Genomic DNA, 25672 nt, shown 5'->3' on the forward strand with positions numbered 1-25672 from the left:
ACGTATCTGGTTTCGGACGTTTCCCAACCACCCGGCGTCACCCGATGACATCAGGCGAATCCTTCTACGGCGGCATCTCCGTCTTCCGCGGCTTCACCAGCCTGATGGATCCCACGCTCTATGCGCCGCTGCCGGATGATTGGAGCATCGGTGTCGCCGACATCGTCGATTCGACCAAGGCGATCGCGGCGCAGCGCTACAAGGCGGTCAACATGGCCGGCGCGGCCGTGATCGCGGCGGTGACCAATGCGCTGGAGGGGCGGGAATTCCCCTTCGTGTTCGGCGGCGACGGCGCGAGCTTTGCAGTCGCGCCCGGCGATCTCGACCGCGCCCGCGATGCGCTCGCGGCGACCGCCACCTGGGTGCGCGAGGACCTCGATCTGAAGATGCGCGTCGCGCTGGTGCCGGTGAGCGCCATTCGGGCACAGGGTCTCGATGTGCGCGTCGCGCGTTTCGGTCCGTCGCCGAACCTGTCCTATGCGATGTTCTCCGGTGGCGGGCTCGCCTGGGCCGATGCCGCGATGAAGCGCGGCGAGTTCGCCGTGACGGAAGCTCCGGCGGGCACGCAGCCTGACTTATCCGGCCTGTCGTGCCGCTTCGAGGTGATGCCGGCTGCGCGCGGCCTGATCCTGTCGGTGCTGGTGATGCCGGCGCGCGGCGTCGATCCGCATGCCTTCCGCAAGGTGATTGAGGATATCATCCATCTCGTCGAGCGCAGCCCGGAGGGCGGCCGCCCGGTGCCGCCGCAGGGGCCGCCGCTGAAATGGCCGCCGCAGGGGCTGGACTTCGAAGCCCGCGCCAGGCGCGGCGGTCCGCTGCTCGCGCGCAGAGCCAGTGTGCTGGCCTATACGCTGTTCGCCTATCTGATCATGCGTTTCGACCTCAAGGTCGGCGGCTTCGTGCCCAGCCTCTACAAGCGCCAGGTCGTCGAGAACTCGGACTTCCGCAAATATGACGATGGCCTGCGCATGATTCTCGACTGCACGCCGCAGCTCGAGCGCGCGTTGAGCGATCGTCTCGCGACGGCTGCGCGCGACGGCATCGTGCGCTACGGCCTCTACCAGCAGGACGCCGCGATGATGACCTGCTTCACGCCGTCCGCGCTGCGCAGTGATCACGTCCATTTCATCGACGGCGCGCGGGGCGGCTACGCCTCGGCGGCGACGGCGCTGAAGGCGATGATGACGGCGGCGAGTTAGCGCCCCGCGCGCGTCCAGGTCTCGCCGCCGCAGAGCGCGCCGACGCAGCCTTCGACCCGCAATGAATCCGCTGACATCACCGTGACGCTGCTCGCATAGGTGCTGCCGTCGTCGGCATTGTAGATCTGGCCCGACCATTTGTTCGGACCTGAGGGCTGCATGCCGTTGAACAGCGGCAGGCCGATCATGGGGCGCTTTGCAAGCGCGGGATTGGGATTCTTGCTGTCGGTGGCGGGCTGGCCGGTCGCGGTGTCCATGGGCTCGCGCAGCCAGACGATGTGACCGCAGAGGCCGCCGCCGCACTTGCCGATCCTGACGCGGGCGTCGCCGGCCTGGGTGAGCCAGGTCCCGTCGGCGCTCTGCGCATGCGCGGCAGTCGCGCCGAGCAGCGCAGTCAGGATGACGGAGAGGATGGCGAATCTGCTGAACATGGAGCGGCCCCGAAAATGGAGGCGCTTCCATAGCAGCCCGGCAAGATAGTGCAACGCCGGATTGAATCACATTCCTGCGCGCGATTTGCCTGCGCTCATTTGCCCCAGCGCACGAACGCGACCGAAGCCGCGGTCAAGAGCCCGAACACGACCATGGCGCCGCCGACCAGCGCGAACAGGGTCCAGGCCGGCGCCTGCGCGGTCATGAGGCCGATCCCGCCGATCGCGACGATCAGCAGCCGCGCGGTGGAGGCCAGCACCGGACCGCCGACGCGTGCGGCGCCTTGCGAGGAGAAATACAGCGATACGCCCATGCCGAAGAACACGAAGGCGGGGCCAGCCCAGTGGAAATAGCTGTGCGCCGCCGCCGTGACGCCGGGATCGCGCGTGAACAGCGACACCCACAGCGCGGGATCGAGCGCGACGACGAGGCCGATCGTGCCGACGGTGAGGCCGGAGGCCGCAGCCGCCGTCCAGGCCACGCGCCGCGCGCGCGCGACATGTTCGGCGCCCATCGCCATGCCGACCATCGGCACCGAGGCGATGCCGAACGCGAAGGTGATCGGGATCAGCAAGAATTCCAGCCGCGAGCCGATGCCGTAGCCGGCCAGCATCTCGGTGCCGAAGGTCGCGAGGATCTTCGTGAAGATCAGGATGGTGAGCACGGTCTGGAGCGGCGAGAGGCAGGCGACCGCGCCGACCTTGAGGATGTCCAGGAACATCGCGCGCTCGAAATGGAACGCGCGGAAATCGAGCTGCAGCCGGCTGCGGCCGGACAGGAGATACCAGAGGAAGAAGATTGCGGCGCAGCTGAAGGCGATCAGCTGGCCGGCGGCAACGCCGGGCATGCCGAATTGCGGTACGCCGAACAGGCCGAGCCCCAGCGTGCCGCCGAGTGCGATCTGGAGCACGCTCGCCCCGATGAGCGTCATCGACGGCAGGCGCATGTCGCCGGTGCCGCGGATCACCGAGGCGAGCGTATTCACGAGCCAGATCGCGATCGCGCCGGAGAACAGCACCTGTGAATAGCTGCTGGCTTCCTCGAGCACGCGCTCGCGGCCGCCGAGCAGCGTGAAGAACGAGCGGCCGAACACCAGCATCATCGCCGTGAAGAACAGTCCGCCGCAGAGGCCGATGATGGCGGCATGCAGCGCGAGCGTCGCGGCGCGGTCGCGATTTCCCGCGCCGAGGGCGCGGCTGATCGCCGACGACACGCCGCCGCCCATCGCGCCCGCGCTCATCATCTGCGTCAGCATCGCGAACGGAAACACCAGTGCGATCGCAGCCAGCGGGATGGTGCCGAGCCGGCCGATATAGGAGGTCTCGGCAATCGCGACCAGCGTGCTGCCGACCATCGCGATCATGTTGGGGATGGCGAGCCGCAACAGCGTCGGCAGGATCGGCGCGGTCAGCAGGCTCGCGATGGGGGAGGCGGCCGGGGCTCGGGGCGGCACGGCATCTAGCGGGGCGTCGATCGTCATGTGCCACGGTGCGGAATATTGAATGATGATCGACATATTATAGGGCGCGCGAGGCCCGCGCCAGCCCCCATCTCACGCAGGGCTCACCAGGGCAGGCCGCATAGGTCGATGGTGCCCAGCGTCGGGGCGCGGACGATGTCGAAGACGTAGGGTGCCATGTAGTCGAAGCGAATTCGCCCTTCCGGCTGCTCGCAATAGACGTCACCTCTGAACGGTTGCCATTTGCGGGCCTCGTAGAACGCGAAATTGTGCGGTTCGCAGAACAGCAGCCCGAAGCGGACCGCCTCGTTGGCGCGCATGGTATGCACCGCCGCGTCGATCGCGATCGTCGCGTAGCCGCGGCCGCGCCGGTCCTCGCGCGTGCAGACGCCGCCGATGCCGCCGACGTGAACCTTCTGTCCATTCCAGGTCACGGTGCGGAAGTACACGCCGACATGGCAGACGAGCCCGTCCTCGGGCGTCTCGAGCAGCACGCGCAGATGGGCGTTCTCCCATTTGACGTGAGCCCAGGGCTTGTCTGCGACCAACTGCGGTCCCCAGACCGCCTGATGCAGCGGCTCCGCAATCGGCCACGAGGCGTCGCCGTTCAAAATGTCGATCTCGATGCTCATGGCGTTGTCCTTCACAGCTCCGCTTCGTGGCGCGTTTGTTCTGTCTTAAGCGCTTCAAAGGCAATGATATTTTATGGCGAACCGCAGGTTTGATCGACGGCGGCGCGTTGCGACGAATTTGTGCATTCGGGGAAGGTCACCCCATCACGCCTTTTCGCAAATTCTGAGGTATTTAATGGCAACGGAACCTTCTATAAGGGGTGACCGTTAGAACGTTCCCCACCAGTTGCGGACAAGAAGCCATGACCTTTACGCTGCCCCCACTCCCTTACGCCTATGACGCCCTCGGCCAGTACATGTCGAAGGAGACGCTGGAATATCACCACGACAAGCATCATCAGGCCTACGTCACCAACGGCAACAACGCGCTCAAGGGGACCGAATGGGAAGGCAAGTCCCTTGAAGAGATCGTCAAGGGCTCGTTCGGCAAGAACCCGGCCGTGTTCAACAATGCCGGCCAGCACTACAATCACATCCACTTCTGGAGCTGGATGAAGCCCAATGGCGGCGGCACCAAGCTGCCGGGCAAGCTCGAGAAGAAGATCAACGAGGACCTCGGCGGCTTCGAGAAGTTCAAGACCGACTTCCAGGCGGCCGGCGTCGGCCAGTTCGGCTCCGGCTGGGCCTGGCTCCAGGTCAAGAACGGCAAGCTCGAGATCTCCAAGACCCCGAATGGCGAGAATCCGCTGGTGCACGGTGCCACCCCGATCCTCGGCGTCGACGTCTGGGAGCACTCCTACTACATCGACTACCGCAACCGCCGTCCCGACTATCTCAAGGCGTTCGTCGAGAACCTCGTGAACTGGGAATACGTCGAGTCCCTGTTCGAGAAGGCCTGAGTTCTCACCTCGTCATTCCGGGGCGGCGCGTCAGCGCCGAGCCCGGAATCCATCGGGCGTCAGTCCGCATGGAGAAATGGATTCCGGGCTCGCGCTACGCGCGCCCCGGAATGACAGACAAGGCGGTCGCATCGGCGGCCGCCTTTTTGCTGTGCGGAATTGCCCTGCGCGGTGCGCGTATCGGCCTGTGATCGTACCGTTTGCATCGCGTTTGCGGCGCCCTTAATCAGGTTGGGCATCACCCTCGAGCCGCTCCACACCCATTGTCAGAACTTCCCCCGAAAGCCCCGGCGCCTGCCGAGGACGCGGAGTCCGAGCCGCGGCCGGGACGCGTGCGCAAGCCGATCGGCTGGTCGACCATCATCATCGCGGCCCTCGTGGCGGTGAGCGCGGCGCTGGTGTGGCGACGTGACGGCACCGACGGTGTTCTGGACATTCTCACCCACGATCTCTCCCTGTTCGGCGGCATCCTGCCGCGCGTGCTGGCCGGCTGCCTGTTAGGGGCCTTCATCTCCGAGATCCTGCCGCACGAAAAAGTCTCGCGCTCGCTCGGGCCGAAATCCGGCCTGATGGGCCTTCTGATCGGCACCGCCTTCGGCGCGATCCTGCCCGGCGGCCCCTTCACCGCCTATCCGGTGGCGAGCGCGCTGCTCGCGGTCGGCGCCGATTTCGGCGCCACCATCGCCATGGTCGTGAGCTGGACGCTGATCGGCTACGGCCGGGCGGTGGCCTGGGAAATCCCGATCATGGGCACCGATTTCACGCTGTGGCGGATCGTGATCTCGTTGCCGCTGCCGGTGCTCGCAGGCGCCCTCGGCCGCTTCGTCTATGTCAGGCTCTATACGAAGCCGCTCGCGAAGGACGACGAGAGTTGAGCGCGGCGCTTCTGATCGACGTCCTGCTGTGGGGCTCGGTGCTTGGCGTCGGCCTGATCGCCTTTCGCCGCGGCCCGCCGGTGTTCAAGGCATCCTTACGCGAAGGCTCGATGGACTTCATCAACATCGTGCCGCGGATTGCGCTAGGGGTGATCGGCTCCGGCTACATCGCCGCGATCATCCCGCAGGAGGTGATCACCGGCTGGCTCGGCCCGGACAGCGGCTGGCTCGGGGTTGCCACCGCCGTGGTCGCCGGTGCGGCCACGCCCGGCGGCCCCGTGATCGGCTTCTCCATCGGCACGGTGGCGCTGAAGTCCGGCGGCGGGGTGCCGCAGGTGGTCGCCTATGTCGTGGCCTGGGCGCTGTTTGCCTTCCAGCGGGTGATTTTGTGGGAAATCCCGTTCATGCCGGCCCGCTTCGTCTGGTTCCGCTGCGCCGTCTCGGTGCCGTTCCCCTTCGTGGCGGCCGCCATCGCCATGGTGATCGGCAAGCCTTGAGCGGGCCTCCATCCACCGTCATTCCGGGGCGATGCGCAGCATCGAACCCGGAATCTCGAGATTCCGGGTCTGGTCCTTCGGACCATCCCGGAATGACGAGGTGGGCCCGTGGACAGGGGTAATGTTATAATATAACGTTCTGGGATGGTTCCCGCCGCGTCCCACGCCCACCAGCACGACCATGCGCATGGCCACTCTCATGGCCATTCCCATGACCACGCGCATGGGCACGACCACACCCACGCCCATGTCCACGATGCGGCCTCGCCGCATCCGGCCCAGGCGGCGCCCTGGTCGATCCTGCGCATGACCATGGCGGGCCGCTTCGCGGCTGCGCTCGCCGTCTGCGCCGTGCTCTGGGGCGTCGTCTTCCTGGCGATGAGGTGAGGATGGCGGCGCTGCATTTCCACAACGTCACGCTGGGCTATGACCGGCATCCTGCCGTGCACCATCTCAACGGCGAGGTTGCGCGAGGCGCGCTGGTTGCCGTGATCGGCCCGAACGGTGCCGGCAAGTCGACGCTGCTGCGCGGCATCGTCGGCATCCTGAGGCCGCTCGACGGCAACATCCATCTCGGCGGGCTCGATGCCCGCGACATCGCCTATCTGCCGCAGAGCGCGGAGATCGACCGCAGCTTCCCGATTTCGGTGTTCGATTTCGTCGGCACCGGGCTGTGGCGCAACGCCGGCCTGTTCGGCGGCATCGGCAAGGCCGCACGCCAGAAGATTCTCCGTGCGATCGCGTCCGTCGGTCTCAACGGCTTCGAGAATCGTCCGATCGGCACGCTCTCCGGCGGCCAGATGCAGCGCGTGCTGTTCGCGCGCGTGCTGCTCCAGGACGCCAGCCTGATCGTGCTCGACGAACCTTTCAATGCCATCGACAGCAAGACCACGGCCGACCTGCTTGGGCTGGTCAAGCACTGGCATGGCGAGGGCCGCACCGTGCTCGCCGCGCTGCACGACATGGAGATGGTGCGCAATCATTTCACCGAGACGCTGGTGCTGGCGCGCGGTCCCGTGGCCTGGGGGCCGACGGCGGAGGTGCTGACGCCGGAGAATCTGATGGTCGCGATGCGGATGTGCGAGGCCTTCGACGACACCGCCGCGGCCTGCGCGGCCGATGATATCAGCTCGCGGGCGGCCTGATATCCGATGGTCTATGACGCGCTGATCGGTCCGTTCACCGAATTCGAGTTCATGCGGCGGGCGCTTGCCGCCGTGATCGCGCTGTCGCTGGCCGGCGCGCCGATCGGCGTATTTCTGATGCTGCGGCGGATGAGCCTCGTCGGCGACGCCATGGCGCATGCGATCCTGCCCGGCGCCGCTGTCGGCTTCCTGCTCTCCGGTCTCAACCTGTTCGCGATGACGGCCGGCGGCCTGATCGCCGGCTTTGCCGTGGCGATCCTCGCCGGCGTGGTCGCGCGCTCGACTGGGCTGAAGGAGGACGCCTCGCTTGCGACCTTCTATCTGGCCTCGCTGGCGCTTGGCGTCACCATCGTCTCGATCAAGGGCACCAATATCGACCTCTTGCACGTGCTGTTCGGCAACATCCTCGCCATGGACGACCAGACGCTGCTGGTGGTCGCTTTCAACGCCACGGTGACGCTGCTGGTGCTCGCGGTGATCTACCGCCCACTGGTGATCGAGAGTGTCGATCCGCTGTTCCTGCGCACCGTGAGCCGGGCCGGGGGCCCTGCGCATCTCGCCTTCCTGGCGCTGGTCGTCATCAACCTCGTCAACGGCTTTCAGGCGCTGGGTACTCTGCTGGCGGTGGGCCTGATGATCCTGCCCGCGGGCATCGCAAGGTTCTGGTCGCGCGATCTCACCGCGATGATCTGCATCGCCGTGGTGACCGCTGCTGTCTCCGGCTATGCCGGCCTGGTGCTGTCGTTCCAGACCCGCGTCCCCTCAGGCCCCGCGATCATTCTCGTGGCGACGGTGCTCTACGTCGTTTCCGTCCTGTTCGGGCGCGTCGGCGGCATCGTCCGGCAGCTGTTTCCCGGCCGGCATCTGGAGGCGTGACCGCGATGCGCTTCCTCGTGCTCCTTGCCTTGCTGATGATCGCCTCGCCGCTGCACGCCGCGGAGCGGATCAACGTCGTTGCGAGCTTCTCGATCCTCGGCGATTTCGTTCGCAATGTCGGTGGCGACCGCATCAATCTGACGACGCTGGTCGGGCCCGACAGCGACGTCCACGTCTATACGCCGGCCCCAAGCGATGCGAAGCGGGTCGCGGAAGCGAGGCTCGTCATCGTCAACGGGCTCGGGCTGGAGGGCTGGCTGCCGCGCCTCGTGCAGTCCGCAGGCAGCAAGGCGCAGGTGATCACCGCGAGCACGGGTATCGTGCCGCTGAAGTTCGGCTCGGCCGCAGATCCCCATGCCTGGCAGTCGGTCCCCAATGCCAGGATCTACGTGACCGACATCGCCAATGCGCTGGCCGTCGCTGCTCCGGACGACGCGGAGTTCTTCCGTGCCCAGGCCAAGGCCTATCTGGAAAAGCTCGAAACGCTGGATCGCGAGGTCCGCGACACCGTTGGCAAAATCCCGCAGGAGCGTCGCAAGGTCATCTCCACCCACGACGCCTTCGGGTATTTCGCGGCCGAATACGGCATCCAGTTCATCGCCCCCCTGGGCGTCTCCACGGAAACCGAGCCCAGCGCGCGGGACATTGCGGCCATCATCGGCCAGATCAAGGCCCAGAAAATCCCGGCCGTGTTCCTGGAAAATATCAGCGATGACCGGCTGATCCGGCGGATCGCCGCCGAGACCGGCGCAAGGGTCGGCGGGACCCTGATTTCGGACGGTTTGACCGGCGAAAAGGGGCCTGCACCCACTTACATTGACATGGTCAGGCACAATATAAAGGCCCTGACCAGCGCGCTTGACCATTAGGGCAGGGGCCACCCCGCCTCGCGTCGCGCGAAAAAGCCTTAAAGTCCGGAGTTGTTATGTCTGAAGCGACCTCTCAGAAAATTCCCGTGACCGTCCTGACCGGCTATCTCGGTGCCGGCAAGACCACGCTTTTGAACCGCATCCTGTCGGAGAACCACGGCAAGAAATACGCCGTCATCGTCAACGAGTTCGGCGAGATCGGCATCGACAACGACCTCATCATCGGCGCCGATGAGGAAGTGTTCGAGATGAACAATGGCTGCATCTGCTGCACCGTGCGCGGCGATCTCGTCCGCATCATGGACGGCCTGATGAAGCGCAAGGGCAAGTTCGACGCCATCATCGTCGAGACCACCGGCCTTGCCGATCCCGCACCGGTCGCCCAGACCTTCTTCGTCGACGAGGACGTGCAGAAGAACGCCCGCCTCGACGCGGTCGTCACGGTCGCCGACGCCAAATGGCTGTCCGACCGGCTCAAGGACGCGCCCGAGGCCAAGAACCAGATCGCGTTTGCCGACGTCATCGTGCTGAACAAGACCGATCTCGTCACCAAGCCCGAGCTCGCCGAGGTCGAGGCGCGCATCCGCGGCATCAACCCCTATGCGAAACTCCATCGCACCGAGCGCTGCTCGGTCGCGCTGGCCGACGTGCTCGACCGCGGCGCGTTCGATCTCGACCGCATCCTCGACATCGAGCCGGATTTCCTCGAGGCCGACGATCATGACCACGACCATGATCATCATCACCATCACGGCCACGACCATCACCATGATCACAGCCACGGCCTGAAGCACTATCACGACGAGGACATGCAGTCGCTCTCGCTCAAGACCGACAAGCCGCTCGATCCCAACATGTTCATGCCCTGGCTGCAGAACCTGGTGCAGGTCGAGGGCGGCAAGATCCTCCGCTCCAAGGGCATCCTCGCCTTCCACGACGACGACGACCGCTACGTCTTCCAGGGCGTGCACATGATGCTGGAGGGCAACCATCAGCGGAAGTGGAAGGAGGGCGAGCCGCGCGAGAGCCGCCTCATCTTCATCGGCCGCGAATTGCCGGAAGAGGCAATCCGCAAGGGCTTTGAGAGCTGCATCGTCTCGTGATGAAAGAGTTTACGCCGCCCCCCGATTCCGCCTCGATCGTCTCCGTCACCGACCGCGTCAAGCCCGTCGCGCTCGGCATGGCCGTGACCTCCGTGCACTTCCTTGGACCTCGCGCCGCCTTCGTCGGCGGCGAGGAGAACGTCGCGTTCGTCGATAGCCAAGGCGAGATCACGACGGTCGCCGTGCACAGCGGCGGCATCCTCTCGACCGCCTCCGACGGCAAGCGCATCGTCATGGGCGGCGACGACGGCAAGGTGGTCTCGCTCGATGCCAAGGGCGAGGTGACGCTGCTCGCCACCGACCCCAAGCGGCGCTGGATCGATGCGGTGGCGCTGCACGTCGATGGCGCCTTCGCGTGGTCGGCCGGCAAGACGGCGACAGTCAAGAGCGGCAAGAACGAGGAGAAGTCGCTCGACGTGCCCTCGACCGTCGGCGGCCTTGCGTTCGCGCCGAAGGGACTGCGGCTCGCGATCGCGCATTACAACGGCGCCACGCTGTGGTTTCCGAACATGGAGGGCTCGGCCGAATTCCTGCCCTGGGCCGGCTCGCATCACGCGGTCACCTTCAGCCCCGACAACAAATTCCTCGTCACCGCGATGCACGAGCCGGCGCTGCATGGCTGGCGGCTTGCGGACAACAGGCACATGCGCATGACCGGCTACCCCGGCCGTGTCCGTTCGATGTCCTGGAGCGCGGGCGGCAAGGGGCTCGCGACCTCCGGCGCCGATACCGTCATCATCTGGCCGTTCGCCAGCAAGGACGGCCCGATGGGCAAGGAGCCCGCGATGCTCGCGCCGCTGCAGGCGCGTGTGTCGGTCGTCGCCTGCCATCCCAGGAACGACATCCTCGCCGCCGGCTACAGCGACGGCACCGTGCTGATGGTGAGGCTGGAGGACGGCGCGGAGATCCTGGTTCGCCGCAACGGCACCCCGCCGGTGGCCGCGCTCGCCTGGAACGCCAAGGGCACGCTGCTGGCGTTCGCGGACGAAAATGGGGATGGCGGCCTGCTGGAGCTTTAATCTGTCATGGTTCCCGCCGTATAGGGGACCATGCGCTTTCTGACGACCTTCCAGCTTGCCGATTTCATCGACACGCTGGTCAGCCTGACCACGGCCTTCGTGCTGGGCACGCTGATCGGCGCCGAGCGGCAATATCGCCAGCGTACGGCGGGCCTCCGTACCAATGTGCTGGTCGCGGTGGGAGCGGCCGCCTTCGTCGATCTCGCCATGCATCTGGACGGCGCCGACGGCGCGGTGCGGGTGATCTCCTATGTCGTCTCCGGCATCGGCTTCCTGGGCGCCGGCGTCATCATGAAGCAGGGCATGGACGTCCGCGGGCTCAACACCGCGGCGACGCTGTGGGCCTCGGCCGCGGTCGGCTCCTGCGCCGGGGCCGACATGGTCGCGCAGGCCGCCGCGCTCACCGTCTTCGTCATCGCCGGCAACACCATGCTGCGGCCGCTGGTCAACGCCATCAACCGCATCCCGCTGAACGAGAAGGCGCTGGAGGCGACCTACTATTTCAAGCTCGCGGTTGCGACCGACGCCTTGCCCGACATGCGCGACCGCCTCGTCGACAAGCTCGAAGCGGCGAAATACCCGGTGGCCGATATCGAGGTGGTCGAGATCGGTGAGGACAACCTGGAAATCGTCGCCAAGCTGGTGGCGACCGCGGTCGATCCGAACGAGCTGAACGCGGTGGCAACCGATCTGCAGCATCTGCCGGGCGTGCGTCACGCCACCTGGGAAGTCAGTACGACGGAGTAGCGCGGCCTTTTGGCGCGTGATGGGTGGTTCCCGCCGTCCTGGTCTCGGAACCGGCGCGCCCCAGCTTCGTTGATTCCGCGGATAAAGGCGGTGATCGACATGCCCGGCCCAGATGACAAGCGCAGACTGAAGCTCGACCTGACAATTGCCGGTTTGCTGTTCGCAGCAGGCGTCGTGGTGTCGGTGATGTCGCTGGCACAAATCCGCGCCGAAAGCCGACTGGAGTTGGCACAGGGGACGCCACCGCTCCAGGGCACTCCGTCCAACGATCAGGACAAGATGCCCGCGGAGTCCAAGCCCGGCGGCGACCGGCCGACCACGCCGGCCCCCGAGCCTGCACGCCCCGATCCGCAGACACAAGGTGCGGCGACCAGGCCGGCACTGCCGCAGGCGCCCGCCGAGAAGATCGCGCCGCCGATTGAGAAGAAGTAGCTGGCAGCCACGCGCCAGCCACGCACTCGGTGTCATCCCCGCGAAGGCGGGGGATCCAGTATTCCAGAGGCAGTTGTGATCGGCCGAGAAGCCGCGGCGTACTGGATGCCCCGCCTTCGCGGGGCATGACAGTCCAGTTTGAGGCGAGAAGCTTTGCGCCCCCTCACCGCACCAGAATATTCCGGAACTGCCAGGGATCGCTGGTATCGATATCCTCCGGAAACAGTCCCGGACGATCCGTGAGCGGCGTCCAGTCGGTGTAGAAACCCTTCACCGGGCCCAGATACGGCAACTGGATTTCCAGCAGGCGATCGAAATCCATCTCGTCGGCTTCGACGATGCCCTCGTTCGGGTTTTCCAGCGCCCACACCATGCCGCCGAGCACGGCGGAGGTCACCTGCAGGCCGGTGGCGTTCTGGTAGGGCGCGAGCTCGCGAGTCTCCTCGATGGAGAGCTGCGAGCCGTACCAATAGGCATTGTTGTCATGGCCGAACAGCAGCACGCCGAGCTCGTCGATGCCGTCGACGATCTCGTTCTCGTCGAGGATGTGGTGCTTCTCCTGCATCTTCGCGGCGCGGCCGAACATTTCATGCAGCGACAGCACGGCATCGTCGGCCGGGTGATAGGCGTAGTGGCAGGTCGGCCGGTAGATCGCCTTGCCCGATGCGTCGCGCACCGTGAAGTAGTCGGAGATCGAGATCGATTCGTTGTGGGTGACTAGGAAGCCGTACTGCGCGCCGCGGGTCGGGCACCAGGTGCGCACGCGCGTGTTGGCGCCGGGCTGCATCAGATAGATGGCGGCGCCGCAGCCGGCTTCGTGGGTGCGCGCATTCTCGGGCATCCATTTCTCATGGGTGCCCCAGCCGAGCTCGGACGGCTGCACGCCTTCCGACAGGAAGCCTTCCACCGACCAGGTGTTGACGAAGACATCGGGCTCCTTCGGCTTCTTCGAGCGCTGGGTGTCGCGTTCGGCGATGTGGATGCCCTTGACGCCGGCCTGCCGCATCAGGTCCGCCCATTCGCCCTTGGTCTTCGGCCGGGGAGCGTTGAGCTTCAGATCGGCGGCGACATTGAGCAGCGCCTGCTTGACGAAAAACGAGACCATGCCGGGATTGGCGCCGCAGCAGGAGACGGCCGTGGTCGAGCCCGCCGGGCGCGCCTTCTTGGCGGCCAGCGTCACTTCGCGCAGCGCGTAGTTGGAGCGGGCTTCCGGGCCCTTCGACGCATCGAAATAGAAGCCGAGCCAGGGCTCGTTGACAGTGTCGATGTAGAGCGCGCCGAGCTCGTTGCAAAGCTCCATGATGTCGGTCGAGCCGGTATCGACAGAGAGATTGACGCAAAAGCCCTGGCCGCCGCCTTCCGTGAGCAGCGGGATCAGCACCTCGCGATAATTGTCCTTGGTCAGGCCCTTCTGGATGAAGCGGACATTGTGCTTCTCGCAAAGCGCCTTGCGGCCCTCGTCCTTGGGATCGAGCACGGTGATGCGCGACTTGTCATAGTCGAGATGCCGCTCGATCAGCGGCAGCGTGCCTTTGCCGATGGAGCCGAAGCCGACCATGACGATGGGGCCGGTGATCTTCGCGTAGATCTGCGAGGGAGGGCTCATGGGATAGATTCTCCGGAAAGTGCTGGCAGTGAGGGGTGGATCAGGCGCTGCGGCGCTTGGCGGTGACTTCGATCTCGACCTTCATCTCGGGCTTGGCGAGGGCGCTGACGACCAGCAAGGTCGCAGCCGGCCTGATGTCACCGAGAACCTCGCCGCAGACGGCGAAGTGGGCATCGATGTAGCTGGCGTCGGTGACGTAGTAGGTCGCGCGGACGATATCGGCCATCTCGAATCCGCCCTCCTTCAGGGCGGCTTCGATGGTCTTGAAGCAGTTGCGTGACTGGCTCGTGACATCGGCCGGCATCGTCATCGAGGTGTAGTCATAGCCGGTGGTTCCCGCGACGAAGGCGAACTCGCCGTCGATCACGGCGCGGCTGTAGCCGACGGTCTTCTCGAGCGGGGAGCCGGTGGAAATCAGGCGACGGGACATCGGTCTGGGCCTCGACTGTAGGGGGTAGTTCGCGGGGTTAAAGGGCGTTTCCGGCGCCTGCGCAACCCCAAAGGAACGGGCTTGGTGCAGGCGCGGCCGGGCATTGCCGCTCGATGCGGCTTCGGTCGTCGCTATGAGGGCGATCCGTTAGGCCGCGTGCGCCTGGAGGGCGCGAACTACCCTCCGTTTGGACAGGGCCGCGCCGGTCGGGACGATCATCCCCTCGGCGCCGTCGAGCGCGCCGGCCTGGAATTCGATCGCCAGCAGGCGGTCGCGCTCGAACGGGCCGGGCAGGGAGAGCCCGGCCGTCTTCTCGGCCGAGAAGCCGAAGCGGGCGTAATAGGGGGCATCGCCGAGCAGGATCACGGCTTCATGCCCGCGCGCCCGGGCGGCGGCCAGCGCTTGTTGCATCAGCGCGGCGCCGATCCCGAGCTCGCGGCAGGCAGGGTCGACCGCCAGCGGTCCTAGGACCAGAGCGGGCCTGCCTCCGGCGCTGACATGCCACAACCGCACGGTTCCCACGAGCTTGCCCTCGCGCATCGCCGACAGGGCAAGGCCTGCGGCAGGTGCACGTCCGTCGCGCAGGCGCTGGCAGGTGCGGCCATGGCGGTCCTCGCCAAAGCTGGCATCCAGCAGCGCTTCACGGGCGGCGACGTCGACAGCACGTTCCGCACGGATCGCGAACGGAGCGGCTTTCGAGGTGAGGGCGACTTGTGGCTTCCGAAAAGCAGTCATGGCACGTCAGTCCCCGCTTGAACCGGCGTGCGAGAAGCACGCCTGTCCAAGACGTCGTCAGAAATCGAAGATGTCAGGGAGGAGCCGGCGGACCGGCTCCCGGGTTCGTCAGGCCTCTGAAAAAGAGAGGCTGTTTAGATGTGGTAGGTCTTCAGCGGCGGGATGCCGTTGAACGCTACCGCCGAGTAAGTCGACGTATAGGCCCCGGTGCCTTCGATCAGCAGCTTGTCACCGATCTCGAGCGTGACGGGGAGCGGATACGGGCTCTTCTCGTACAGCACGTCGGCGCTGTCGCAGGTCGGACCTGCGAGCACGCACGGCGTCATGTCCGCGCCGTCATGCGGGGTGCGGATGGCGTAACGGATCGACTCGTCCATGGTCTCGGCGAGACCGCCGAACTTGCCGATGTCGAGATACACCCAGCGCACCTCGTCCTCGTCGCTCTTCTTCGAGATGAGCACGACCTCGGATTCGATGATGCCGGCGTTGCCCACCATGCCGCGGCCCGGCTCGATGATGGTCTCCGGAATCTGGTTGCCGAAGTGCTTGCGCAGCGCGCGGAAGATCGAACGGCCGTAGGTGACGACCGGCGGCACGTCCTTCAGGTACTTGGTCGGGAAGCCCCCGCCCATGTTGACCATGGAGAGGTTGATGCCGCGCTCGGCGCAGTCGCGGAACACCTGCGAGGCCATCGCCAGCGCACGGTCCCACGCCTTCACCTTGCGCTGCTGCGAGCCGACATGGAAGGAGATGCCGCACGGCTCGAGGCCCAGGCGCTTGGCGACGTCGAGCACCTCGACGGCCATTTCCGGGTCGCAGCCGAACTTGCGCGACAGCGGCCATTCGGCGCCGGCGCAGTCATAGAGGATGCGGCAGAACACCTTCGCGCCAGGAGCGGCACGGGCGACCTTCTCGACCTCGGGGACGCAATCCACCGCGAACAGCCGGATGCCGAGCGCGAAGGCGCGCGCGATGTCGCGCTCCTTCTTGATCGTGTTGCCGAAGGAGATGCGGTCGGGCGTCGCACCAGCGGCCAGCGCCATCTCGATCTCGGCGACGGTCGCGGTGTCGAAGCAGGAGCCCATGGACGCCAGCAGCGAGAGCACTTCCGGCGCCGGATTCGCCTTGACGGCGTAGAACACGCGGCTGTCGGGCAGTGCCTTGGCGAAGCTCTGGTAATTGTCACGCACGACCTCGAGGTCGACGACGAGGCACGGCTCAGTGTCGAGACCTTCCTTGCGGCGGTTACGCAGGAATTCCTGGATACGTTCGGTCATGGCACTCTCCAACGGTCCCAGCGACGGGAGCCGTATCAACGTGACGTCTGATGAGAGTGCTTCGGCCACATCGCGCGATGGAGGCGCGCTGAAGCCAAAAAACTCAAACCAGACTGTGCTGCCGTGGATTGGTTGGGAGAGATTCCCGCCCGCACACCTGGCAATGAAGGACAAGCCTTTTCAGTAGCCCGCGCCGGCGTTGGACTGCCGGTAGAGACCAAAAAAGCCCGATCCGTCGTTGCTTTAAGTCGCGTCCCCCGTTGAGAGCGGGGTGCGCCGGTTCGCCTCCGGCTGCCAGTCACGGTTGCAAAGGGCGAAGTCACCTTCGACATGGCATCTCTTTGAGAGAGATGCTGGGCGCTCCGGGTTTGCTTCGGTCGCTCGACTTTTCAGTCCTCGACTTCCACACTTCCGAAGAGCCCCTCGGCTTCTTCACCCCTTGGCGGCTGTCCGGCCTCTTGTCCGGATACCTACCGACTGACACACGACCACAGGCACGTGCGAAATTGGGCAAGTCCGCACATAAGCGTTTTGACTCGGCTTCGCAAGAATTTTTTTAGGCTGCGGACAGAATTGCCTAACGTCTGCTTGCGCGGTGTTGCGCGAGCGACGCTGAAGATGAACGAGCGTTAAGTTTTCGCTGCGCTGCGCGTGTTGCTCACGCGCGTGAAGCGTCAGCCGCGCTTCGTGAAGGGCTCGACGCGTTGAGCGCCGCGGATGAAGGCGGTCATCACGAGCACACCGAGCGCGAACAGCACGGCCTGCAGGATGTGGGCGCCTTGATCGCCGAGACCGAACAGGATCGCGAGCGCCCAGCCGCCGGCAAAGGCTGCGCCGAACACCTCCGCGCCGATCAGGATGGCGGCGCTGATGACGGTGATGACGCTGCGCCAGACGATCTGGCGGGACGAGGAAGAAGTCGCGTTCATGAGCTCGGGGTCCGTGTCTTCGAGGGCCGCAATCTCCTCGAAAAGGCGGCCGGGAGCAAGGCCAAATGGCCCAAAAAAGCCCCATCGCGTGCTATAGCTGGCCGCAGCAATCGAGCCACAAAAACCGGGACTTGCGATGTCAGAACCCCGCCAAACCACGGACTCCGGGATCAATCCGCTGCTGAAGGCCTGGGTGACGCCGTTTGCGACCCCGCCTTTCGACGAGATCAATCCGGAGCACTTCCTCCCGGCCTTCGAGCAGGCCTTCGCCGATCATTCGGCCGAGATCGCGGCGATCACCAACGATCCCGCCGCGCCCGACTTCGCCAACACCATCACGGCGCTGGAGCGCTCCGGCAAGCTGCTGAGCAAGGTCGCGGCGGTGTTCTACGACCTCGTCTCGGCGCATTCCAATCCGGCCATCCTGGAGATCGACAAGGACGTCTCCTTGCGGATGGCCCGGCACTGGAATCCGATCATGATGAACGCCGTGCTGTTTGGTCGCATCGCCCAGCTGCACGAGAACCGCGCGGCGCTGGGCCTGAACCCGGAGCAGCTCCGACTGCTCGAGCGCACCTACACCCGCTTCCACCGGGCCGGCGCCGGCCTCTCCGAAGAGACCAAGGTGCGGATGGCCGAGATCAACGAGAGGCTGGCCCAGCTCGGCACCGGCTTCAGCCATCATCTGCTCGGTGACGAGCAGGACTGGTTCATGGAGCTCGGGGAGGCCGATCGCCAGGGCCTGCCGGAGAGCTTTGTCGCCGCCGCCAAGGCTGCGGCGGAAGAGCGCGGCATGGAAGGCAAGGCCATCGTCACGCTGTCGCGCTCCTCGGTCGAGACGTTCCTGAAGAGTTCGGCACGGCGCGACCTGCGCGAGAAGGTCTACAAGGCCTTCATCGCCCGCGGCGACAACGGCAATGCCAACGACAACAACACGACCATCGTCGAGATCCTGAAGCTGCGCGAGGAGAGCGCCAACCTGCTGGGCTACCCGACCTACGCCGCCTACCGGCTCGAGGATTCCATGGCCAAGACGCCGGAGGCGGTGCGGAGCCTGTTGGAGCGGGTCTGGAAGCCGGCCCGCGCCCGGGCGCTCGCCGACCGCGACGAGATGCAGGCGCTGATCACGGAGGAGGGCGGCAATTTCAAGCTCGCTCCCTGGGACTGGCGCTTCTACGCCGAAAAGCTGCGCCTTCAGCGCGCCAATTTCGACGATTCCGCGATCAAGCCGTATCTCGGGCTCGACCACATGATCGCCGCCGCCTTCGACTGCGCCACGCGCCTGTTCGGCGTCACCTTCGAGGAGCGCAAGGACGTTCCGGTCTGGCACCCCGACGTCCGGGTCTGGGAGATGAAGGGGCCGGACGGCAAGCATAAGGCGCTGTTCTATGGCGACTACTTCGCCCGGCCATCGAAGCGCTCGGGCGCCTGGATGACCTCGCTGCGCGACCAGCAGAAGCTCGACGGCGACGTCGCGCCGCTGGTTCTCAACATCTGCAATTTCGCCAAGGGCGCCGGCGGCGAGCCCGCGCTGCTGTCGCCCGACGATGCCCGCACCCTGTTTCACGAGTTCGGCCACGGCCTGCACGGCATGCTCTCCAACGTGACCTATCCGTCGCTGTCGGGCACCTCCGTCTTCACCGACTTCGTCGAGCTGCCGTCCCAGCTCTACGAGCACTGGCAGGAACGGCCCGAGGTGCTGCAGCAGTTCGCCCGCCACTACCAGACCGGCGAGCCGCTGCCCGACGACCTGCTCCAGCGCTTCCTCGCCGCGCGAAAATTCAACCAGGGCTTTGCCACGGTCGAGTTCGTCTCCTCGGCGCTGGTCGATCTCGAATTCCACACCCAGCCGGCCGCCGCCGCGCAGGACGTCCGCGCCTTCGAGAGACGCGAGCTGGAGAAGATCGGCATGCCCGAGGAGATCGCGCTGCGTCACCGTCCGACGCAATTCGGTCACATCTTCACCGGCGACCACTATGCCGCCGGCTATTACAGCTACATGTGGTCCGAGGTGATGGACGCCGACGCCTTCGGCGCGTTCGAGGAGGCCGGCGACATCTTCGATCCTGCCGTGGCAAAACGTCTGCACGACGACATCTATTCGAGCGGCGGATCGGTCGATCCGGAAGCCGCCTATGAGGCCTTCCGCGGTCGCCCGCCGGAGCCCGACGCGCTGCTGCGCCGTCGCGGCCTGCTCGACGACGCCAAGGCGGCCTGATGAGTATGCGCCGCCTGTTCGGAGGGCTGCTCGCCGTCGGCCTCACGCTCGCAGCGTCCGCGGCGAGCGCGCATCCGCATGTCTGGATCACCGCGACCAGCGAATTGCTTTACGCCGCCGACGGCAGCATCACCGGCGTGCGCCACGCCTGGACTTTCGACGACATGTTCTCGGCCTATGCGGTGCAGGGGCTCGAGAGCAAGGCCAAGGGCGCCTACACGCGCGAGGAGCTCGGGCCGCTGGCGCAGACCAATGTCGAGTCGCTGAAGGAATATGCCTATTTCACCTTCGCCAAGGCCGACGGCAAGAAGGAACGCTTCAACGAGCCGGTCGACTATTTCCTCGACTACAAGGACACGGTGCTGACCCTGCACTTCACGCTGCCGCTGAAGAACCCGGTCAAGCCCAGGCAATTGGTGCTCGAAGTGTTCGACCGCTCCTTCTTCATCGACTTCCAGATGGCCAAGGACAATCCGGTCAAGCTGGTCGGTGCGCCCGCCGGGTGCCAGATGAAGCTGGACCGTCCCAGCGACGGCTCGGCCACCGCCCAGAAGCTCAATGAGCAGACCTTCCTGAACGGCGAGAACAGCAATTTCGGCATGATGTTCGCCAACAAGATCACGGTGGATTGCCCTTGAAGCAGCATCTTTCCCCGCTCACCCGCGGGCTGACCGCCTGCGTGGCCGTTCTGCTGGTCGTGATCGTGGCCGATGCCGCGCTTCACGATCTGCTCGCGCAAAACCCGTTCGGCGCGCCGCGGCCGGCGCAGGCGGCCGAGCCCGAGGCCAGCGGCCTCATCGGCTGGCTCCTGGCCAAGCAGTCGGAATTCTATCGCCAGATGTCGTCGACCATCCGTGCCGCGAAGTCCGACGGCTCGGCGGTGTGGACGCTGCTGTTCATCTCGTTCGCCTATGGCATCTTCCATGCCGCCGGTCCCGGCCACGGCAAGGCGGTGATCGCCTCCTACCTGGTCGCCAACCGCGAGACCGCGCGGCGCGGCATCGCGCTGTCCTTTGCCTCGGCGCTGATGCAGTCGCTGGTGGCGATCCTCATCGTCGGCATCTCGGCCTGGGTGCTGAACGCGACCGCGAAAACCATGTGCAAGGCGGAAGGGGTGATCGAGATCGCAAGCTACGCCCTGATCGCGCTGTTCGGCCTGCGCCTCGTCTGGGTCAAGGGCCGCACCTTCCTCCGCGCGCTGCAGGCGGCCCAGCCGGTGCCGGCGATGGCGGGCGTGCCGCATGACCATGATCACGGCCATCACCATCATCACGATGCGCATGATCATCATGAGCGCGATCATCATCACCACGATCATGCTCATGCCCATGCCCACGACCACCACGGTCACGACCACGTCCATGACGAGCATTGCGGCCATTCCCACGGGCCCACCCCGAGCGAGCTCGCCGGCCCCGGCGGCTGGCGGCGCGGGTTTGCCGCGATCCTCACCGTCGGCATCCGCCCCTGCTCGGGCGCGATCCTGGTGCTGGTGTTTGCACTCGCCCAGGGCCTGTTCTGGGCCGGCATCGCCGCGACCTTCCTGATGGGGCTCGGCACCGCGATCACGGTCGCGGCCATCGCGGTCGTCGCCGTCTCCGCCAAGGACGTCGCCGCGCGCCTCAGCGCCGGCCGCGACGGCGGCGGCGCACTGTTCATGCGCGGCATCGAATTCGGCGCCGCCGCCCTCGTGCTGCTGTTCGGCGTCGGCCTCCTGTTCGGCTACATCGCGGCCGAACGGACGACGTGCTTTTGAGGCACAGGTTTCGTAGCCCGGATGGAGCGAAGCGCAATCCGGGACAGCATCAGCGCGGATAGCCCCCGGATTACGCTTCGCTCCATCCGGGCTACGGTTCAAAACCTCACACCGGCAAAAACCGCTTCAGCATCGGCATGAAGAAGATCCCGAGATTGATCGCAAAGCCGATGCTCCAGAGGATCGAGCGCAGCGTCGGGCGGTTGCCGAGATAGGTCAGCACGTAGGCGATCCGCACGATCAGGAACAGCGCGGCGAGCTCGTCGATCAGCCGCTGCGGCGAGTCCCGGAATTCGGCGAGCAGCACCGCGAAGGCGAAGAACGGGAAGGTCTCGATGCCGTTCTGGTGGGCGCCCAGCGCGCGCTGCGCGATGGCGTCCTCATAGAAGGCGGGATCGCGCGGCCGGGAATTGTCGAAGCGGCGAAACCTGATCCATTTGATCGAGGCGATCGTGGACAGATAGAGCAGCAGCGCCCCGAATACGCACCATTCCGCGAGCGTCATCGTCCCTCCCCCCGCTTGGGTGCGACCCTAGCGAAACCGGCCTCATCTTGACAAGTTCGGACCAACGCGCGACCCAACGAGCCATGAACAGCGTCGTCCCCGTCGAGACAGCGAAACCGGCCACCCGATCGGCCCTGCCGCGCGTCGGCGTGCTCCTGGTCAATCTCGGCACGCCCGATACGGCCGACGCGCCCGGCGTCCGGGTCTACCTGAAGGAGTTCCTCTCGGACGTCCGCGTCATCGAGGACCAGGGCCTGATCTGGAAGTTCGTGCTGAACGGCATCATCCTGCGCAGCCGTCCCCGCACCAAGGCGCTCGACTACCGCAAGATCTGGAACACCGAGCAGAACGAGTCCCCGCTGAAGACCATCACGCGGTCGCAAAGCGACAAGCTCGCGGCCGCGCTGTCGGACTGCGACCACGTCGTCGTCGACTGGGCGATGCGCTACGGCAATCCCTCGATCAAGGCGGGCATCGATGCGCTGATCGCGAAAGGGTGCGAGCGCATTCTCGCCGTGCCGCTCTATCCGCAATATTCCGCCTCGACCTCGGCCACCGTCTGCGACGAAGTGTTTCGCGTGCTCGCGCAGCTGCGCAACCAGCCGACGCTGCGGGTGACGCCACCTTACTACGAGGATGAAGCCTATATCGAGGCGCTCGCGACCTCGATCGAGGCGCATCTGGCAACGCTCCCGTTCAAGCCGGAGCGGATCGTCGCCTCGTTCCACGGCATGCCGAAATCCTATGTCGATAAGGGCGATCCCTATCAAAGCCATTGCATCGCCACTACCGAGATACTGCGCCGCCGCCTCGGCATGGACGAGGCAAACCTGCTGCTGACCTTCCAGTCGCGCTTCGGCAATGACGAGTGGCTGCAGCCCTACACCGACAAGACCATGGAGCGGCTCGGCAAGGAAGGCGTGCGCCGCATCGCGGTGGTGACGCCTGGCTTTTCCGCCGACTGCCTGGAGACGCTGGAGGAGATCGCGCAGGAGAACGCCGAGATCTTTAAGCACAATGGCGGCGAGCAGTTTTCCGCGATCCCCTGCCTCAACGACAGCGAACCAGGCATGGACGTGATCCGCTCCCTGGTGCTGCGCGAGCTCCAGGGCTGGATCTGAGAGTGCCCATGAACCGCCGCGAGCTCCTGGCGCTTGGGATGATCGCGGCGCTGCCGTCATCAGTGCTGGCACAGCAGCCCGCGCGCCGGCTCGGCGTGCTCTCGGTCACGGCCGCCGACGATGCAATCGGGCAGACGCGCAGCGCCATCCTCGTCGAGGCGCTCGGGCGCCACGGCTGGAAGGAGCACGACAATCTCAGGATCGATTGGCGCAGCGGCGCGGGCGACCGGACGCGAATCGCGCGGCTTGCCGACGAGCTGATCGCGCTCAAGCCCGACATCCTGCTCGCGGTCGGCACGCCCTCGGTGGAAGAGCTGCGCCGGCGCACCACGACGGTCCCGATCGTGTTCGCCGTGGTCACCGATCCCGTCAACCAGGGCTTTGTCCAGAACCTCGCGCATCCCGGCGGCAACATCACCGGCTTCACCGATTACGACGGCCCGCTGGCCGGCAAATGGCTGGAGATGCTGACCCAGGTCACGCCAAAAGTGTCCCGCGTCTCCGTCGTCTACAATCCCGCCACCGCGCCGTTCGCGCCGCTGATGCTGCGCACGATCGAGGACGCCGCACGGACGCTTCACGTGACGGTCGAACCCGCGCCGGTCCATGATACGGCTTCGATCGCGGCGCTGGCTTCGCGCCAAGACGGCGGCCTGCTGATCCTGCCGGACTTCTTCACCATGGCCAACCGCGTGCATCTGCTTGCGGCGATCGGAGAGGCGCGCGTGCCGGCGGTGTTCTGGAGCCGCACCTTCGTCGAGGAGGGCGGGCTGATGTCCTACAGCACCGACAGCGCCGAGCAGCTCCGGCGCGCCGCGGGCTACATCGACCGCATCCTCAAGGGCGCGCAGGCGGCCGATCTGCCGGTCCAGAACCCCACCAAGTTCGAGCTGGCGATCAACCTCAAGGCGGCCAGGGCGCTCGGCGTCACGCTGTCCCCGGGCCTGCTCGCAATTGCGAATGACGTGATCGAATGAAGCCGTCCATGGCGGACGCTTCGCCCGAATCCGTTAATTTCCGCTGCCAAAGCATGTCCGGAAAAGTGCGAAGCGGTTTTCCGGAAAGATCATGCGTAAACAACAACCTAAAGCGCGATGACGATTCATCCAAATCTCATCGCGCTTTAGGTCTGCGCCTGCACGCTTTCAAGAGCCTGTCGCAAATACATATCGTGACCGTTCTCTTGCTGTGCGTCTTGTGTGGAATTGCGCCGATACCGACGTGAATTGCGACCGCTGAACCGGTAGGGTTGTGATCCCGACCAATGACAGCGCCGGAAAGGGCCTTTTCCCGGCTTCTTTTCCGCCTTGGAGGAGCTATGAGCGGTTTCGACATTTTCGCGATTGTTCTGGTTTTGCTCGTCATCGTCACGCTGGTTGCCGGCGTGAAGACGGTGCCGCAGGGCTATGACTGGACCATCGAGCGGTTCGGCAAATACACCCAGACGCTGAGCCCCGGGCTAAACCTGATCGTGCCCTATTTCGATCGCGTCGGACGCAAGATCAACATGATGGAGCAGGTGATCGACATTCCCGAGCAGGAGGTCATCACCAAGGACAACGCCACGGTGACGGTGGATGGCGTCGCCTTCTTCCAGGTGTTCGATGCCGCGAAGGCGAGCTACGAGGTCGCCAACCTCAACCAGGCCATCACCGTCCTGACCATGACCAACATCCGCTCGGTGATGGGCTCGATGGACCTCGACCAGGTGCTGTCGCACCGCGACGAGATCAACGAGCGCCTGCTCCGCGTCGTCGATGCCGCGGTCTCGCCCTGGGGCGTCAAGGTCAACCGCATCGAGATCAAGGACATCGTGCCGCCGGCCGACCTTGTCGAGGCCATGGGCCGGCAGATGAAGGCCGAGCGCGTCAAGCGCGCCGACATCCTCGCCGCCGAGGGCCAGCGCCAGTCCGAGATCCTGCGCGCCGAGGGCGCCAAGCAGGGCCAGATCCTCCAGGCGGAAGGCCGCAAGGAAGCTGCGTTCCGCGATGCCGAAGCGCGCGAGCGGTCCGCCGAGGCCGAAGCCAAGGCGACGCAGATGGTCAGCGAAGCCATCTCCAAGGGCGACGTCGCCGCGTTGAACTATTTTATCGCCGACAAATATATCAAGGCATTCGGCCAGTTCGCGGAAGCGCCGAACCAGAAGATCATCATGCTGCCGATGGAAGCCACCAGCATGCTCGGCTCGCTCGCCGGCATCGGTGAGATCGCCAAGGCGACGTTCGGCGAAAGTGCGGTGTCCGCGGCAGCCGCGGCTCGCCGCACCGGCTCGGTGCCGTCGTCGGGTCCAACGCCGCCGTCGGTGCCGCAGCAGTAATGGGGCTACGCGCATGCCCCCGACCCGGAGGGCCACGGTAGTGCAAAGTGGGTACCGGTTTTCGGATAAAGGGCCTGCGTCCCTTTAGAGAGGTCGTGTCATGACCGACATGTTCGTATCGCTCGGCACCTGGAACTGGCTGATCTTCGGCTTCATCCTGATGGCGCTGGAGACGATCGCACCGGGCGTCTTTCTGTTCTGGCTTGGGCTCGCCGCTTTGCTGGTGGGCCTGATCTCGTTCGCCGTTCATCTGTCCTGGCAGATCCAGCTCATGATGTTCGCGGTGTTCGCGGTAGCGGCCGTTCCGGTCTGGCGCCGCCTTGCACGGCCGAAGCCCGACGAAAGCGCAAGCCCGTTCCTCAACAAGCGCACCGAGGCGCTGCTCGGGCGTGAGTTCACGCTGGAGAAGCCGATCATCGACGGCAGCGGCACCGTGCGCATCGACGACACGGTGTGGCGCGTTGCCGGCCCGGATACGCCAGCGGGCACGCGGGTCAAGGTGGTGCAGGTCGACGGCGCCAACCTGACGGTCGCGGCGGCGTGAGGATTCTTCGCCTCTCCCCGCTTGCGGGGAGAGGCCGGATTGCATCTGGGATGCAATCCGGGTGAGGGGGACTCTCCGCGAGTCCAACTTTCACCGTCTGCGCGGAGGCT

Annotated in this window: 29 protein-coding genes; 20 read left to right on the forward strand and 9 right to left on the reverse strand. The window is 65.6% G+C overall.

The genetic code is table 11. From position 1 onward, the window contains the following. The first annotated feature begins 44 nt into the window (after positions 1-44). Positions 45-1199 carry a DUF3095 domain-containing protein gene (locus JQ592_RS28640; RefSeq protein ID WP_211406130.1) on the forward strand — a complete coding sequence of 385 codons (1155 nt, stop codon included), beginning with the start codon at positions 45-47 and terminating at the stop codon, positions 1197-1199. Here the strand turns inward: JQ592_RS28640 and JQ592_RS28645 are convergent. The 3 genes from JQ592_RS28645 to JQ592_RS28655 form a co-directional block, all read right to left on the reverse strand. Next, positions 1196-1630 (reverse strand): DUF2147 domain-containing protein, encoded by a 435-nt coding sequence (locus tag JQ592_RS28645; protein WP_211406131.1) that lies wholly within the window; start codon positions 1628-1630, stop codon positions 1196-1198. The genes JQ592_RS28640 and JQ592_RS28645 overlap by 4 nt on opposite strands. Positions 1631-1725: 95 nt before the next feature. After that, on the reverse strand, positions 1726-3111 hold the full coding sequence (locus JQ592_RS28650) for an MATE family efflux transporter (RefSeq protein WP_211406253.1): 1386 nt from the start codon (positions 3109-3111) through the stop codon (positions 1726-1728). An 83-nt stretch (positions 3112-3194) separates the two neighbouring features. After that, a complete protein-coding gene (locus JQ592_RS28655; RefSeq protein WP_211406132.1) occupies positions 3195-3722 on the reverse strand; it encodes a GNAT family N-acetyltransferase in 528 nt (175 codons plus the stop codon). A gap of 242 nt (positions 3723-3964) precedes the next feature. Between JQ592_RS28655 and JQ592_RS28660 the strand changes: the two genes are divergently transcribed. The 12 genes from JQ592_RS28660 to JQ592_RS28710 all read left to right on the forward strand — a co-directional run bounded on the left by JQ592_RS28660 (position 3965) and on the right by JQ592_RS28710 (position 12124). Then, positions 3965-4561 carry a superoxide dismutase gene (locus JQ592_RS28660; RefSeq protein ID WP_183242504.1) on the forward strand — a complete coding sequence of 199 codons (597 nt, stop codon included), beginning with the start codon at positions 3965-3967 and terminating at the stop codon, positions 4559-4561. A 68-nt stretch (positions 4562-4629) separates the two neighbouring features. Then, on the forward strand, positions 4630-4752 hold the full coding sequence (locus JQ592_RS38620) for a hypothetical protein (RefSeq protein ID WP_283816194.1): 123 nt from the start codon (positions 4630-4632) through the stop codon (positions 4750-4752). 72 nt (positions 4753-4824) lie between these two features. Beyond that, on the forward strand, positions 4825-5436 hold the full coding sequence (locus JQ592_RS28665; protein WP_211406133.1) for a permease: 612 nt from the start codon (positions 4825-4827) through the stop codon (positions 5434-5436). Beyond that, positions 5433-5933, forward strand: a complete 501-nt coding sequence (locus tag JQ592_RS28670) for a hypothetical protein (protein ID WP_211406134.1) — start codon at positions 5433-5435, stop codon at positions 5931-5933. The genes JQ592_RS28665 and JQ592_RS28670 overlap by 4 nt, the downstream gene beginning before the upstream one ends. A 144-nt stretch (positions 5934-6077) precedes the next feature. Beyond that, positions 6078-6320, forward strand: coding sequence for a hypothetical protein (locus JQ592_RS28675; protein ID WP_211406135.1), 243 nt, complete (start codon positions 6078-6080; stop codon positions 6318-6320). 2 nt (positions 6321-6322) lie between these two features. Beyond that, positions 6323-7078: a metal ABC transporter ATP-binding protein gene (locus JQ592_RS28680; RefSeq protein WP_211406136.1), complete on the forward strand. Its 756-nt coding sequence runs from the start codon at positions 6323-6325 to the stop codon at positions 7076-7078. Positions 7079-7084: 6 nt separating this feature from the next. Next, positions 7085-7954 (forward strand): metal ABC transporter permease, encoded by an 870-nt coding sequence (locus tag JQ592_RS28685; protein WP_211406137.1) that lies wholly within the window; start codon positions 7085-7087, stop codon positions 7952-7954. Between the two features lie 5 nt (positions 7955-7959). Next, positions 7960-8823 carry a metal ABC transporter substrate-binding protein gene (locus tag JQ592_RS28690; RefSeq protein WP_211406254.1) on the forward strand — a complete coding sequence of 288 codons (864 nt, stop codon included), beginning with the start codon at positions 7960-7962 and terminating at the stop codon, positions 8821-8823. Positions 8824-8879: 56 nt separating this feature from the next. Continuing rightward, positions 8880-9926 (forward strand): CobW family GTP-binding protein, encoded by a 1047-nt coding sequence (locus tag JQ592_RS28695; RefSeq protein WP_211406138.1) that lies wholly within the window; start codon positions 8880-8882, stop codon positions 9924-9926. Further along, positions 9926-10945 carry a WD40 repeat domain-containing protein gene (locus tag JQ592_RS28700; protein WP_211406255.1) on the forward strand — a complete coding sequence of 340 codons (1020 nt, stop codon included), beginning with the start codon at positions 9926-9928 and terminating at the stop codon, positions 10943-10945. The genes JQ592_RS28695 and JQ592_RS28700 overlap by 1 nt, the downstream gene beginning before the upstream one ends. Before the next feature lie 30 nt (positions 10946-10975). Continuing rightward, positions 10976-11692: an MgtC/SapB family protein gene (locus JQ592_RS28705; protein WP_211406139.1), complete on the forward strand. Its 717-nt coding sequence runs from the start codon at positions 10976-10978 to the stop codon at positions 11690-11692. Positions 11693-11791: 99 nt separating this feature from the next. Continuing rightward, on the forward strand, positions 11792-12124 hold the full coding sequence (locus JQ592_RS28710; protein ID WP_211406140.1) for a hypothetical protein: 333 nt from the start codon (positions 11792-11794) through the stop codon (positions 12122-12124). Positions 12125-12287: 163 nt separating this feature from the next. On the opposite strand, the gene JQ592_RS28715 is transcribed toward JQ592_RS28710, so the two are convergent. From JQ592_RS28715 to JQ592_RS28735, 5 genes are all read right to left on the reverse strand, one after another. Continuing rightward, complete coding sequence (locus JQ592_RS28715; RefSeq protein ID WP_211406141.1) at positions 12288-13730, reverse strand: homospermidine synthase; 1443 nt, start codon at positions 13728-13730, stop codon at positions 12288-12290. A 40-nt stretch (positions 13731-13770) separates the two neighbouring features. Continuing rightward, entirely contained in the window at positions 13771-14160 is a 390-nt protein-coding gene (locus JQ592_RS28720) for a RidA family protein (RefSeq protein ID WP_211406142.1), read from the reverse strand. 147 nt (positions 14161-14307) lie between these two features. Continuing rightward, complete coding sequence (locus JQ592_RS28725) at positions 14308-14895, reverse strand: GNAT family N-acetyltransferase (protein ID WP_211406143.1); 588 nt, start codon at positions 14893-14895, stop codon at positions 14308-14310. Positions 14896-15029: 134 nt separating this feature from the next. Then, positions 15030-16172 carry a type III PLP-dependent enzyme gene (locus tag JQ592_RS28730; protein ID WP_211406144.1) on the reverse strand — a complete coding sequence of 381 codons (1143 nt, stop codon included), beginning with the start codon at positions 16170-16172 and terminating at the stop codon, positions 15030-15032. A 674-nt stretch (positions 16173-16846) separates the two neighbouring features. Beyond that, entirely contained in the window at positions 16847-17101 is a 255-nt protein-coding gene (locus JQ592_RS28735) for a hypothetical protein (RefSeq protein WP_211406145.1), read from the reverse strand. 136 nt (positions 17102-17237) lie between these two features. Between JQ592_RS28735 and JQ592_RS28740 the strand changes: the two genes are divergently transcribed. The 3 genes from JQ592_RS28740 to JQ592_RS28750 are packed head-to-tail and all read left to right on the forward strand — an operon-like array spanning position 17238 to position 21075. Further along, positions 17238-19319, forward strand: a complete 2082-nt coding sequence (locus tag JQ592_RS28740) for a M3 family metallopeptidase (RefSeq protein WP_211406146.1) — start codon at positions 17238-17240, stop codon at positions 19317-19319. Continuing rightward, the gene (locus tag JQ592_RS28745; RefSeq protein ID WP_211406147.1) at positions 19319-19957 is read left to right on the forward strand and encodes a DUF1007 family protein; all 639 of its coding nucleotides are present in this window, start codon (positions 19319-19321) and stop codon (positions 19955-19957) included. The genes JQ592_RS28740 and JQ592_RS28745 overlap by 1 nt, the downstream gene beginning before the upstream one ends. Beyond that, positions 19954-21075: a nickel/cobalt transporter gene (locus JQ592_RS28750; RefSeq protein WP_211406148.1), complete on the forward strand. Its 1122-nt coding sequence runs from the start codon at positions 19954-19956 to the stop codon at positions 21073-21075. The genes JQ592_RS28745 and JQ592_RS28750 overlap by 4 nt, the downstream gene beginning before the upstream one ends. A 106-nt stretch (positions 21076-21181) precedes the next feature. On the opposite strand, the gene JQ592_RS28755 is transcribed toward JQ592_RS28750, so the two are convergent. Continuing rightward, entirely contained in the window at positions 21182-21580 is a 399-nt protein-coding gene (locus JQ592_RS28755; protein ID WP_211406149.1) for an MAPEG family protein, read from the reverse strand. A gap of 83 nt (positions 21581-21663) precedes the next feature. Here JQ592_RS28755 and hemH point away from each other — a divergent pair, with 83 nt between their 5' ends. The 4 genes from hemH (at position 21664) to JQ592_RS28775 (ending at position 25562) form a co-directional block, all read left to right on the forward strand. Next, positions 21664-22701 carry a ferrochelatase gene (gene hemH, locus JQ592_RS28760; protein ID WP_211406150.1) on the forward strand — a complete coding sequence of 346 codons (1038 nt, stop codon included), beginning with the start codon at positions 21664-21666 and terminating at the stop codon, positions 22699-22701. A gap of 8 nt (positions 22702-22709) precedes the next feature. Beyond that, positions 22710-23678, forward strand: a complete 969-nt coding sequence (locus JQ592_RS28765; protein WP_211406151.1) for an ABC transporter substrate-binding protein — start codon at positions 22710-22712, stop codon at positions 23676-23678. 341 nt (positions 23679-24019) lie between these two features. Beyond that, complete coding sequence (locus JQ592_RS28770; protein ID WP_211406152.1) at positions 24020-25018, forward strand: SPFH domain-containing protein; 999 nt, start codon at positions 24020-24022, stop codon at positions 25016-25018. A gap of 100 nt (positions 25019-25118) precedes the next feature. After that, complete coding sequence (locus JQ592_RS28775; protein ID WP_211406153.1) at positions 25119-25562, forward strand: NfeD family protein; 444 nt, start codon at positions 25119-25121, stop codon at positions 25560-25562. Positions 25563-25672 lie beyond the last annotated feature (110 nt).

It is taken from the genome of Bradyrhizobium iriomotense (genome assembly GCF_018129405.1).
GTDB classification, from domain to species: Bacteria; Pseudomonadota; Alphaproteobacteria; order Rhizobiales; family Xanthobacteraceae; genus Bradyrhizobium; species Bradyrhizobium iriomotense_B.